This is a genomic window from Balneolaceae bacterium, assembly GCA_034521445.1.
Taxonomy (GTDB): domain Bacteria; phylum Bacteroidota; class Rhodothermia; order Balneolales; family Balneolaceae; genus JAXHMM01.
Genome location: JAXHMM010000017.1, coordinates 40,376 through 53,221, shown reverse-complemented (window position 1 = coordinate 53,221; position 12,846 = coordinate 40,376). Strand labels below are relative to the sequence as shown.

Below are 12,846 nucleotides of genomic sequence, written 5' to 3'. Positions count from 1 at the left end.
TAATTAAACTGCGTCAGTTGCCAAGATTGGTCAGGGGCGTTTGGAATGAAGAAGGTCCCGCAGGCCCGAGCGGCGTTCAACGGTGCGCGAAACGGCTTCCTTCAGCACATGGCCCTCCCCGCGCAGAATAACCGCACTGCGGGCACGGGTGACGGCTGTATAGACCAGCTCGCGGCTCATGACGCGGGAGACGGGCGAGGGAAGCATCAGAACCACACGTTCGTACTCCGACCCCTGGCTTTTATGGACCGTTGTGGCCCAGGCCGCCTCCCAGTGGCTCAGGCGCGCCGGGGCAAAGGATTGCCACCCCTCCTCCCTTTCGAACCAGACCCTCATCTCGCCCTCACCGCCGGGCAGACAGATGCCCAGGTCGCCGTTATAGAGACCCAGCAGGCGGTCGTTGCGAGTTATCATGACGGGTTTGCCGGTGTACCACCGGCTGTAACGACTGATGCGTCCCCTCCGGGACAGGATGCGTTCCACCGTACGGTTGATCTCCTCCACGCCGAGTGGACCGCCCCGGTGGGGCGTGAGCAGGCTGCGGGAACGGTAGGCGCGGAAGGCCTCCCCGGGGTCCGCCCCCTCGCCCACACGGTCCAGGTAGGCGAACGTCCAGCGTTCCAGCTCGTCGCGGTAGGTCCCGGCGTCGGGATAGCTCGTCCGTTCCAGGTCGCCGTACCTGCCCGACGCCAGCAGCTCGAGGGCGCCTTCGCCCTCTCCCCGGTTCACGCATGCGGCGAGGGCCGCTATGCCGCTCTCCCTGCCGAAGCGGTAATTACGCTCCAGGAGCACCACATGGTCATCCAGGGCGCGCTCATCCCCGGTGATCCGTCCACCGGGCAAATCCAACCCACATCGGCCGAGCCTTCCCGCCATCTCTTCGGTAAAGGAGACGGGGCCCGAACCGCAGATATCACCCAGCACCGAACCTGCCTCCACCGAGGCGAGCTGGTCCTTGTCACCGAGCAGAATCAGCCGGGTGCGCGGGGCGAGAGCTTCCAGCAGGCGGTTCATCAGGGCCTGGTCCACCATGGAGGCCTCGTCCACAATAACAGCGTCCGCCGCAAGTGGATTTTCCGGCCCGTGGATCCAGCGCGTGCCGCCCATTCGGGCGCCCAGCAGGCGGTGGAGGGTGGCGGCGTCGTCGGGCAGGCGCCCGCGCACCTCCTCACTGCAGTCCAGTTCACCGCGGGAGGCCCGCACGGATTCCTTGAGGCGGGCCGCCGCCTTGCCTGTGGGGGCTGCCAGCGCAATCTGAACAGGCTCCCCGCGGGCCTGCGCCTGTTCCAGAAGCAGGGCCATCAGGCGCACCACGGTAGCCGTCTTCCCCGTTCCGGGTCCCCCGGATATGACCGTCAGGCGGTTCAGCACGCCCAGTGCGGCGCCCACCCGCTGCCAGTCGGGCTCTTCGGCCGGAGGAGGGAACAGCCGGACCAGTCCCTCCCTCAGCAGCTCCAGGTCCACATCCCCGGCCCTCCTGCACCGCTCCCGTATATGCCGGGCCAGGCTGCGCTCCTGCCGGTGGAGGCGGTGAAGGTAGAGGCGCCCTCCGTCCAGCACCAGGGGCCGGTAGTCGCCGGGGCCGCCGGTCAAGGGACTCGCCCGCAGGGTTTCCAGCCACGGCTCCAGGGGAGGAAAGCGGAAATCGTCCGGCGCAGCCTCCTCCCCCTCCTCACGGACGGGGTCGAGGGGCCGCCCCGCCCACTCCTCCAGCTCCAGGCAGACGTCGCCCTGGCGGTAGGACCAGCTCAGCAGGCAGGCGGTTCTGTAGAGCAGCTCGGAACCCACCGAGAGCTGCGCATCCAGGAAACGCGCCAGCTCCAGGTCCACCGCGCGCAGTTCGCCCCGGGGAGGTTCCAGGCGGTATGCCGGTTGCCGGTCACTCATGGCGTCCACCTCCCAGCATGCGGTCCAGATCCTTTACGGTCTGTACGGCCGGACGGTCAAACCAGAGTCCCTCCTCCCCTTCGGGCCGGATGCCGCGCAGAAAGAGATACCAGACGCCCCCGAAGTGATGCTCGTAGTTGTAGTCCGGCAGCCGCCGGCCCAGGTAGCGGTGCAGGGCCACCGTATAGAGATGATACTGAAGGTCGTAGTGGGCCGATAGAATCTCCTCGCCCAGGGATGCCCTGCGGTAATCCTCCGGGGCGTCTCCCAGGTGGTTGGACTTGTAGTCGACCAGGTAAAAGCGTCCCTCGTGTCGAACGGTCAGGTCGATGAATCCCTTCATAAAGCCCGGAAAAACGGCCTGCAGCGGCGGCAGGCTTTCCTCACCGGTGCCTCGCACCCGGGCCAGCAGCCTGCGGCCCTCCACGGCGGGCGTGTCGAAGTGAAACTCCATTTCGGGAATGCGGTCTCGCGCACCGGCCTTCGCCAGGACCAGGGGCGTCTGCTCCTGACCGGCGCCGTCCGGTGAGCTAAGCTCCTTCTCCATGACAGTGCGGACCATGCCGCGGGCGGTGGCCTCCCAGCGGGAGGCGATGCCGTAGGCCTGAAGTTCCCGCCTCACCGTCTCGTGGAGGTCGCCCGGGTAGCCTCCCCCGCTTCGCTGCAGCAGTTTCTCGAAGATGTTGTGCAGGCAGGTACCCGGCCGTGGTCCCCGCGGAAAGGAATATACCGTCTCATCCTCGGGATCTTCGTCCGGCAGCGGCTCCTGAAAAAGAGGTTCCAGGCCCGGCCACTCCTCCTCCCCGTGCAGGGCGCCTGTCAGCGAGGAGAAACTGGATATGCGGTAGGACTCCCGGGGCGGGTCGGAGTCGAAGCTGCGCGCCGGACGCAGCTCCCCCCGGCCCTTCCCAAGGTCGGCCGGACGCGGGGTGGCCGGTTCGGGATGCACGCATTCGATCAGGTCCGGATGCCGCTCCGCCAGCTCCCGGAGGGCGGCGGGAAAGGAGTCAAGCTCCGGGGCGTTGCTCTTTTCGTCGCCTACCTTGCGGCCCAGGGCCTCCAGGACGGTCTCCTCCTCGTGCAGCAGGTAGCCGAGAGCGGAGAAATGGGGATAGCCCGCTGCGATCCAGGTCAGGCAGCAGCGATGGCTGGCGCGGGTCATCGCCACATAGGCCAGGCGCAGGCTCTCGGCCAGCTCCTCGCGTGCCTGCAGGAAGCGAAGCCTGCCCCGCTCCGGGTCTCTTTTGCCACGCAGGTCCAGCACCGACCGGGAGGCGTCCTCCCCGTCGTGGTAGCGCAGGGGTCCCCCGCGTTCGTTGAAGCTCTCCCCGTTCCAGAGGAAGGGACAGAATACCACCGGGTATTCCAGGCCTTTGCTGCGGTGCATGGTCACGATGCGCACCAGGTCCTGGTCGCTCTCCAGGCGGAGCTGCTCCTCCTCGGTCTCGCGATTCACCTCCGCCCTCTTGCGGGCGATCCACTTGAGCAGGCTCCGGTGTCCCCTTCCGCTCCGCCCCTCCCGCTCCTGGAGAAGTTCGCCCAGGTGCACCAGGTTGGTAACCCGACGCTCGCCCCGCTTCCCGCGCATGAGACTGCGGGCGGCCCCGCCTTCCAGGAGCAGGGACTGAAACAGAAAGCTGAAGCCGTGGGCGTCCCATACCTCGTTCCAGCGGCGGAACCTCGCCAGCTCTTCGGTCCACGCCTCCTCATCCTGGCGCAGCGTCAGCAGGTCGGCCGCGTCGTGCCCGAAAAGCGGGGTGGCCAGGGCCGCCCTCACCAGGGCGTCGTTGGCAGGATGAGCCACCGCGCTCAACACCTGCTGCAGGTCGGCTGCTTCCGGAGTGGCGAAAACGCTCTCCTTGCTCACCTGCACACTGTTGATGTCCCACGCCCGCAGCGCCTTCGCCATGGTCTCCGCCTGCTTGTGCTTGCGCACCAGCACGGCGATGTGCTCCGCACGGAGGACTCCTTCCCGATCTGCGTATCTGGATCCTCCAGCAGGCGGGCAATCTCTGAGGCCGCGTCGGCGGCGGCGCGCCCTTCGGCGTCGCCGGTGTTGATCTCCTCCTCCACCGGGGGAAGGCGGAACTGGCAGGGGGCGGGCGTTTCCCCTCCGCTGCTGAAACGTGCATAGGCCTCCGGTTCCCTGCCCGGCTCGGCCGGCGAGAAGGAGATGCCCTCCAGCAGAAAGGGATTGGGATGGCGGCCGAAAAAGCGATTTACGGCAGCTATAAGCTCCGGCACCGCGCGGTAGTTGTAGTTGAGTCCCCAGGCCCGATCTCCCGGCACCCGCCGCCGGGCATCCAGGTAGGCGTGGATATCCGCCCCGCGAAAGGAGTAGATGGACTGCTTGGGATCGCCGATCATAAAAAGGCCCGACTCCCGCCCCTTCTTCCCGCCTGCCGTATCCTCCTGCCCGTAGAGTCGATGGAAAGATGTCGTACTGCACGGGGTCGGTGTCCTGGAACTCATCCACCAGCGCCAGCGGGTAGCGGCCGCGCAGCGAGCGGGCCAGCGAACCGGCACCTGCCAGGGCATCGCGCACCTTCACCAGCATGTCGTCGTAGGAGTAGACCTGCAGCTCTTCCTTGCGGGCTTCCAGTCGCTCAGTGAGGAAATCGAAGGCGCGGCGGCGGAACCAGACGGGCAGCTCCTGCAGTTCCTCCGCCCGGGCCAGGTAGCGGTCCACCGCCTCGAAAAAGGGATGTTCCGGCGGCGCATCGGCTCCTTTCTTAAGCTTGGAAGCCAGGTAGTCACGAGAAAAACGGGCCATCTTGTCGTAGGGGTAGATGGTAGCCACATTCGAGGCCAGGTGCCGGTCCATCTCCAGCATCCGGTCGGAAACGTAGCTCTCGGTGTAGCGCTTGACCTTTCCTTCCAGAAGTCGGGTCCTAATTTCCTCGCGCTCGCGCTCCCAGAGTCGCCGCATCTCCTCGTGGGCTTCCTGTAGGGCCTCCACGGTTTCCCGGTCAGGAGGCTGCGGGTCGCGGGGACGAAGCTCCAGGTAGGGCTTTCCGGTGTGCGGTCCGAGCTCCCGGGCCAGCCGATCGGGACCCACATTCCGCTCCGACAGGCTTCGCAGCAGCGGCTCCTTCCAGGGCTCCTCCTCCACCTCGCCCAGCCAGCGTCGCCAGAAGTCGTCGAGCACCTCCCCGATGATCTCCGACTCATCCTCCACCTGTTCGGCGTCGAAAGGCGCCCCGCTCTCAAAAGCCTGCTCCTGGAGCACCTGGTTGCAGAATCCGTGGATGGTGTGGATGGCCGATCGGTCGAAGTCGTGCAGGGCGCGCTCCAGCCGCTCGGCGGCCTTTTCGGGTCCGTCGACATGGGCCACAAGCTGCTGCAGGAAGGCGTCCTCCCCCGTCTCGCCGCCGCGCAGCGCCGCCGCCGAAACGCGAATGCGTCGCAGTATACGGTCGCGAAGCTCCTTGGTGGCCGCCTTGGTGTAGGTCACCACCAGAACCTCCTCCACGGTGAGCTCACGGTCGATGAGGGCACGCACATAGAGGGAGGTGATGCTGTAGGTCTTGCCGGTGCCTGCGCTGGCCTCCACCACCTGCACGCCTGTGAGCGGTATGTCAAAGGGTTCAAGCTGTCTCACAACTCCTCCTCCATCAGGTCCAGCACCGGTCCCCAGAACGCCATGGCCCGCCCGGCGAAGGCCTCTGAACGCCAGGGTTCGGTATGCTGCCAGAGCCGCCGGTTGTAGGCGTCGTCACCCTCCAGCGGGTAGGGGTTGTATTCGTCCCTCCACTCTTTTTCCGCCGACTTGCGCGCAGCCTCCGGCTCCCGCCCGACCGCATCTTCTCGGCATAGGCCAGGGAGCTCTCCGGGAAGAAGGGCTGGGGGAGGCGCAGTCCTTCCCGGTACCAGTCCAGCAGCGCTCCCAGCTGCGCGGCTGCCTCCCCGGGGGACAGCTCCCGCAGCAGGCACCCTTCGGTCTGCCCGTCGGAGTCACGGTTGAACATGCGGCTCACGCGCGAGGGGAGCTCCCCGGCAAAGGGCAGCATCAGGTGTCGGACCCAAAGCTCGGCAAGGTCCCCGGCCTTGCGGCTTCCGAAACGGTAGAAGATCTGTCCCTCGCCGTAGAGACGGTCCAGCGTGCCGCGAACCGTCCCGCGCTCCGTTTCCACCTCCACCGGGCGGGGCTCCAGGGACTCCGAGTCAAGGTGGGGCGCCACCGAACGGGCAAATTCCTCGACATTACCGCGAAGCTGGTGAAAGGCCTCTCTTCCGGGCCAGCCCCCGGGGAGGCGGTCGGCGGCCCGGTACCAGGCGTAACGGCCGGCGGTCTCCTCCCCTACGATCTCGCGGTCCAGCAGATCCTGCCCAATGAGAAAACGCTCAAGGTAACCCAGCTCAAATGGTTCCCTGTCATCCTCTTCCCGTCGATGCTCATCCAGCCAGAGTCCCAGCCTGCGGCGCAGCAGGTGCCGCGAGGGATGCCGGACAAAATCCACCAGGGAGGCGAGCAAAAGCGGCTCCCCGGACTCCTCCGGCGGCGGGAGCGCCTCCGTGAAGAGCGGCCGCTCCTCCTCGCCTTCCCTCCCCACCCTGGCCGCAATCTCGCGCCATTGGCGGGAGTAGCTGAACAGCGGGGAGTCCGGCCCGCCTTCCTCCAACCTGAAATGGGCGGTACCGAAGGGTTGCAGGGGATGGCGGATAACCCGCTTCTCGGCCGCTTCGTAGTCCATGCCACACAGGCTACCCGCACGATCCAGCAGCTCGCTCACCACCACGGAGGGCGGGAAATCGGCCTCCTGGCGGTTGCTCTGTCCCACATAGCTGATGTAGAGGGTTCTGCCGGGCGGAGTTGAGAGCCTCCAGCATCACCTGGCGGTCTTCCTCCAGCCTGGACCGGTCGCCTGCACGGGGCTCCGACCGGGTCAGGTCGAAGGCCGGCGAGGGCTGGGCGCGCGGGTAGGCGCCGTCGCTCAGGCCGGTCAGGCAGATGACCCTGTAGGGTATGTTGCGCAGGGAGATCATGGAGCTGAAGGTGACGCCCCCGGTGGGATTGCCCCCGAAGGAGGCGGTTTGCAGCTCCCCCCCGAGCCAGTCGGCCACCGGCTCGAAGGCCACGGGGCGGTCGAAGCCTGAGACGTCTCCCTGTTCGGTCAGGCGGTCCAGCACGCCCGCCACGCGGAACCAGTCGCGGGTGTGGGGGTCACTGCTATCCAGAAACCGGTGCAGCTCCCCTCGCAGCCGCTTTGCCCATTCGTCCAGGCTGTGGGAACTGCTGACGAAGCGGTGCAGCTCGAAAAGCCGTGAGAGCCACCGGGAGAGCTCGCCCATCATGACCGCCTCCTCCGTCCCGCTCACCTTTCCGTAGGGTACCATGCCTTCGAACAGCTCGTCCTCGGAAGGTTCCATGGCGTAGCCCAGCAGCATGCGCGAGAGGCCCGCACGCCAGGTGTTTCCGGGGGAGGCGGGCAGGTCCAGTTCCCTCTTGAAGGTCTCGTCAATGCCCCAGCGCACCCTGTTGTCATCGGTCCACCGCTCGATGCGGTCCAGCTCATCGTCGGAGAGGTCCAGCTTGCCGCGCACCGGGTCCAGCTCCAGGAAGTCGAGCACGTCGCTCGCCTTGAAACGGCTGGAGGCCAGGTCGAGCAGGGCCAGTAACGCCTGCTCCACGGGCGCCGTGGAGGAGCGCCCGTCCACCACGCGGTAGGGAATGCGGGGCAGGTGCTCCTCGGTGACCCCGAAGACCGAATCGATAAGGGGGGCGTAGCGCTCCATCTCGGGATTCACCACGAGGATGTCTCCGGGTCCAAGTCCGGGGTTGGCATCCAGCATCTCCAGGATGCGGTCGTGCAGTACCTGCACCTCACGGAGGGCGCTGTGGCAGGAGTGCACCTGCAGGGTGTTGTCCCACTGCGCCTCTTCCTCTTCCGGCGCGGCGGGCGGCTGTCCGCGAAGGCTGCGCTGCAGGGCGCCCAGCAGGTTATGTTCCCCGTAGGCATATTGTTCTTCCTCCGCCGCGGCGCCGGAATCCAGGGAACGTACCTCGGCACCGGGACGGTGCTTGCCGGCCAGGCGCATCAGCTCCTCGTAGAAAGCCAGGCCCGACGCGCCCCAGGAGCTTGCAAGCGGCTCCCCGGAGCCCTGGTCCGCCGTAAGGCACTGGTAGAAGGTGACATCGGTGATCCCGGCGCATCGCACCAGCAGGCGCGCCACGGGCGGTGGCATGGACGTTACGCCGAATATGGATATGCCACCCGGCAGATCCCCTTCCCGCAGGTTGCCTCCCGTAACCGCCTCCTCCAGGTGCCGGTGAAGACGCGCACGGTGCAGCCAGGGATGGTCTCCGTACCTCTCCCTCCAATGCCCGACCATCGCCTGCCAAAGCCAGGCCTGCCACGCCTCGTCACGATGTCCCGTCACCCGCTCCCCCTCCTCCCAGGCCAGCATCCAGTCGGGGCGGTACACCAGGTACTGGTCGAATACGTCGGCGATCTTGCGGGCCAGCTTCCAGCGGCGCAGCTCGCGTCCTTCCTCCCCGCCCGCCTCCACGTAACTCTGCAACGGACGGAGGATGTCGCGGTCCTCCGACTGCAGCACCCGGAAGATCTCCCAGGCCATGGGTCCCTTGTCAGAGGGCAGCACCCGGGGAAGACCCGGGTAGAGAATGCGGGCGGTGGCCCAGGTTCTTTCGGCGGGGAACTCAAAGGATAGGTTGGCGGCGATACCCTCCGCGGCGCCCAGCCTGAGAGTCAGCCACCGCGCCACCCCGTGGTTTTGCACCACGTAGCGTTCCGGATCGAGAGGATCCGCCGGCAGGCGTTCACCACGCTCCTCCACCAGGCGGTCGGCCAGGCGCTCCAGCTTGTGACTTGTGAAAATGCGCAGCATCCGTGACGGGTGGAAATTGAAATACCGTTTCGTGGGAATATAGCAGATAGCCGGAAGAGTTCAGAAAGGCAGACGGTCTGCCGGCCTTGCCGGGGCGCTGCCGGGAATCAAATGCGGAAGAGTTCGGTGGAGCGGGCGAAATCGGCTGCTTCACCGATGACCACCAGTCGGTCGCCGGGCTGCAGGCGTTCGTTCGCCGAGGGACTTCCAATGGTCTTGTCGTCGCGGCGGATGGTGAGCACGGTCAGGTTGTATTTGCGGCGCAGCTCCATCTCCTCGAGGGTCATGCCGGCGGCCGGCATGCCCTCGCGCACCACCAGCGCACGGGTGTGGAGGCCCTCCTCGTCCAGGCCCTTCAGCACCATGAGATGCGCCTCCTGTATACTGCCACGGAGCACCTTGTAGTCGTCGTCGCGCAGGTTGTGCAGAATCTGCTCGATCTCATCCCTGGCCACCATGTAGGCGGAGAGCACATGGGAAAAAATGCGAACGGAGGTCTCCATCTCCTCCGAGACCACGATATCGCTGCCCGCCTCCTCCAGGCGTCCCACGCTGCCGAGGTAGCGGGTGCGGGTGACGATTTGCAGGAGTGGATTTCGGTGGCGGGCCAACTTGACGATGCGCGGGGTGGCGTCGGGGTCGTTGATGGCCACCACCAGCATTTTGGCCTCCATGATACCCGCCTCCTCCAGGATGAACTGCCGGGAGGCATCGCCGTAAACCACCGGTGTGCCCTCGGCCTTCATTTCACGTATGGAATCGGGGTTCATCTCCACCACCACAAAGGGAATGCCGCTCTCACGGAGCACCTGCACCAGTCGGCGTCCGGCGGGTCCATAGCCCACAATGATCACATGGTCGCAGAGCCCCTCCCCTTTGCCTTCCTGCTGCAGTCCCCCGTCCGGGTGGCCGAAAGGCCAGATATCCGAGAGCATGCGCGCGGCTCCCGGGCTGGCCTGCACCATGAAGGGCGTCAGGATCATCAGCAGCACCGAAACGGCGATGAAAATCTGCGAGCCCTCCAGTCCCATTCCCGCCGGATAGAGTCCCGCGGCGCGCCCGGCCCGCTCCAGGACGAAGGAGAACTCCCCGATCTGGGCCAGCACCAGCGCAGAGCCGATGCCGATGCGTACGGGGTAGCCCAGGGTCATCAGGCTGCCGGTGGAGATGATTGTCTTCAGCAGCACCACACCGGCCGAGATGCCCGCGATGAGCAGAGGGTGTTCCAGCAGCACTTGTACATCGAGCAGCATGCCCACCGACACAAAGAAGACCGCCGTGAAGACGGTGCGCAGGGGCAGAATTTCACTGAGGGCCTGATCGCTGTAGTAGGACTCGCTGACTACCAGGCCGGCCAGGAAGGCGCCCAGTGCCAGGCTCACACCCACCATGCTGGTGAGGGCGGCCGTGCCGAAGCAGATGGCCATCACTGTCAGCAGGAAGAGCTCCTGGCGGCGTGTGGCGGCAATCTTTTCAAGCAGCCAGGGCACCAGCTTGCGGGCCAGCAGGATCACCGCAGTGATGAGCGCGGCCGCCTTGCCAAGGGCCAGGGCCACGTTACCCAGGCTTCCGCCGCTGCCGGCCAGCATGGGCACCAGCAGCACCATGAGAATGATGGAGAGGTCCTGAAAAATGAGTACAGCCAGGGAGAGCTGCCCTGCGGGCGTTTCGGTCTCGTGCCGCTCGTTAAGCAGTCCCAGAATGATGGCCGTGGAGCTGAGAGCCACCAGAAAACCGGTATAGATGGCGCTGTTCCATCCCACCCCGAAAGCGGCGGCGATGCCCGCCACGGCGGCCGTGGTAATGGTTACCTGCAGTCCCCCGCCGATAAGGATGGCGTTCCGTATGCGCACGAGGGTCTCCAGGCTGAATTCCACGCCGATGGTAAAGAGCAGCAGGATCACGCCCACCTCCGCCAGCATATCCACCAGCGCCTGATCGCTCACCAGTCCCAGCGCATGGGGACCGATGACGACCCCCGCGATGAGAAAGCCCACGATGGGCACCAGTTTGAAGCGGTAGCAGACGTAGGCGATGCCCACGCTGATGGCAAAGAGAGCCACCAGCTCATTCAGGAAGGGAAGGGTGACGGCGGTGATCATATTCAGTCGATAATCTCCTGTACAAAGTTGGGAAGGGCAAAACAGCCGGCATGCACTTGAGGGTTGTAGTAGCGGAGGCGGTCTCCAAAGCGCTCCAGACCCGCCTCCACCCTGCCGGCCACCTCATCGCCCAGCGGATCTATCCCCTTGGAGGCGAAAGCAAAGGACCACATGCCGGCCGGGTAGAGTGGGATCCAGGCCAGGTACATGCGGGCATGCTCATAGAGCTCGTCCAGCGCCCCGAAAACCTTCTTCATGCTGGGATGGTAGTCGGCCACCCAGGGGCTCTCGGTCTGGGCGGTCAGCACGCCGTCGGCGGTCAGCCCCCCATAACAGGCCTCCATAAAATCTTTCTCAAAAAGCCCCTCTGCCGGTCCCACAGGATCGGAGCCGTCGATGATGATCACGTCGTAGGGCTCGTCTATCTGCTGTACGAACCGGATGCCGTCTTCGTACAGAACATTCAGTTTCGGGTTCTCCCAGTCGCCCACCTCCGGCAGGTGCTCCCGGGAGGCGCGTACCACCGTCTCGTCGATCTCCACCATGTCCACCGTCTCCACGGACCCGTGGCGCATCACCTCGCGGGCCGTCCCTCCGTCGCCCCCGCCTATAATAAGTACACGCTTCGGGTCGGGATGGGCAAAAAGGGCCGGGTGGGCCAGCATCTCATGATAGACGAACTCGTCCTTTTCGCTGAGCATGACCATGCCGTCGATGGTCATCAGGTTGTCCCAGGTGTCGGTTTCGTAGACCTCCACGAGCTGGTACTCCGACTCCTCGGAAAAGAGCAGGCGCTCCACACCCACGGTGAGCCCGGTTCGCTTGTGGTAGAATTCGTCGTAGGAAAGTGGCATGATCAATCCTCGTACCAGAGCACCGCGGCGGCGAAGGTGGAGCCGCAGGTCTGCACCTGGTGCTCGATGCCGATAGAGCGGATTTCCCTGAGCTTGCGGTTGCGAAATTCGAAGGCGTCCACCACCATCTGGCGGACGATCGACTCCACGTTGTCCAGCTTGCTGTGATCCTCGAACTCCATGATCACCCCCGCCTCCTCAGGGTTTTCCGGGATGCCCACGGCCACGGCCGAAGAGATGAAGCGCCCGGGCGTGGTGGAGTCGATGGTGGCGTAGGCCAGCGGGATCAGTCCCCCTTTGGGCAGGTTAACCTGTTGGATGTCACGCTGTGTGGCCCCAGGAGGCAGGATGCTGCTCATGCGCATCAAGTTGGTGTCTCCCACCCCGGCATTCAACAGGGCGTTGTCAAAGGCGTTCAGGCGGGTGTGTCCCTCCGAAGCCCCGCGGACGAGGCAGAAGACGTTGGGCGTGCGTACCATCTTGAAATCGGACATGGACAATAGCGGTCTTTTCGGGTGATGAAGAGGTAGGTGCGGCGAAGCCTTAATTCCGGGAGGCCGACTGCTGCGGCTTGAAGAGCAGTCGCTCGCCCGGCGGCACTTTAAAGAGTCCGCGCTTCATCTCCATACTGGAGATGTTTTTGGACTGGAAGGCCTCCTTCAGATGCTCCTGTATGATCCAGGGATCGATGGTATCCCCACAGGTAAATATATCCACCGCCGCGTAATTGTACTCCGGCCAGCTGTGGATGGTGACGTGCGACTCGGCGATGACTACCACGCCGCTCACGCCGTGGGGACTGAATTTGTGAAAGTTGTGCGAAATGATGGTGGCCATGGAAGCGCGGGTGGCCTCCAGGAAGGCCGATTCGATAAAGGAGACGTCGTTGATTTTCTCCGATTCGCAATCGTAAAATTCCACCAGGATCTGGCGACCGAGTGCATCCATCTATCTCTGAATAATTGAAAGGATTAAACGCAACGTTCCCAAACGAAAAATGCGACTGAAAACCCCGTGGACCGGTCGGACCGCGGATGTTGACGTCGCATTGGGCAAGGGTCGAATACGCTACGCCTTGTGTTATGTAAAGGGGCTAGGTGCTGCAATGCATAAAAAAACGCTTTGGTTCCCGGAATCGGTCCTCGGGCTTTGGT

Annotated in this window: 8 protein-coding genes; all 8 read right to left on the bottom strand. The window is 64.9% G+C overall.

Going from position 1 to position 12,846, the window contains the following annotated elements; all coding sequences use genetic code 11:
* Window positions 1-30: 30 nt before the first annotated feature.
* Window positions 31-1,887, bottom strand: coding sequence for an exodeoxyribonuclease V subunit alpha (gene recD / locus U5K31_14080; GenBank protein ID MDZ7773849.1), 1,857 nt, complete (start codon window positions 1,885-1,887; stop codon window positions 31-33).
* The gene (locus U5K31_14075) at window positions 1,880-5,488 is read right to left on the bottom strand and encodes a UvrD-helicase domain-containing protein (protein ID MDZ7773848.1); all 3,609 of its coding nucleotides are present in this window, start codon (window positions 5,486-5,488) and stop codon (window positions 1,880-1,882) included. The genes recD and U5K31_14075 overlap by 8 nt, the downstream gene beginning before the upstream one ends.
* 13 nt (window positions 5,489-5,501) lie before the next feature.
* On the bottom strand, window positions 5,502-6,668 hold the full coding sequence (locus U5K31_14070; protein MDZ7773847.1) for a hypothetical protein: 1,167 nt from the start codon (window positions 6,666-6,668) through the stop codon (window positions 5,502-5,504).
* Window positions 6,592-8,736, bottom strand: coding sequence for an exodeoxyribonuclease V subunit gamma (locus U5K31_14065; protein ID MDZ7773846.1), 2,145 nt, complete (start codon window positions 8,734-8,736; stop codon window positions 6,592-6,594). Before U5K31_14065 ends, U5K31_14070 begins: the two co-directional genes overlap by 77 nt.
* 107 nt (window positions 8,737-8,843) lie before the next feature.
* Window positions 8,844-10,838 (bottom strand): cation:proton antiporter, encoded by a 1,995-nt coding sequence (locus U5K31_14060; protein MDZ7773845.1) that lies wholly within the window; start codon window positions 10,836-10,838, stop codon window positions 8,844-8,846.
* A 2-nt stretch (window positions 10,839-10,840) separates the two neighbouring features.
* Window positions 10,841-11,692, bottom strand: a complete 852-nt coding sequence (gene speE / locus U5K31_14055; GenBank protein ID MDZ7773844.1) for a polyamine aminopropyltransferase — start codon at window positions 11,690-11,692, stop codon at window positions 10,841-10,843.
* Window positions 11,693-11,694: 2 nt separating this feature from the next.
* The gene (locus U5K31_14050) at window positions 11,695-12,186 is read right to left on the bottom strand and encodes an arginine decarboxylase, pyruvoyl-dependent (protein MDZ7773843.1); all 492 of its coding nucleotides are present in this window, start codon (window positions 12,184-12,186) and stop codon (window positions 11,695-11,697) included.
* A 49-nt stretch (window positions 12,187-12,235) separates the two neighbouring features.
* Window positions 12,236-12,640, bottom strand: coding sequence for an adenosylmethionine decarboxylase (speD, locus tag U5K31_14045; protein ID MDZ7773842.1), 405 nt, complete (start codon window positions 12,638-12,640; stop codon window positions 12,236-12,238).
* Window positions 12,641-12,846: the final 206 nt, after the last annotated feature.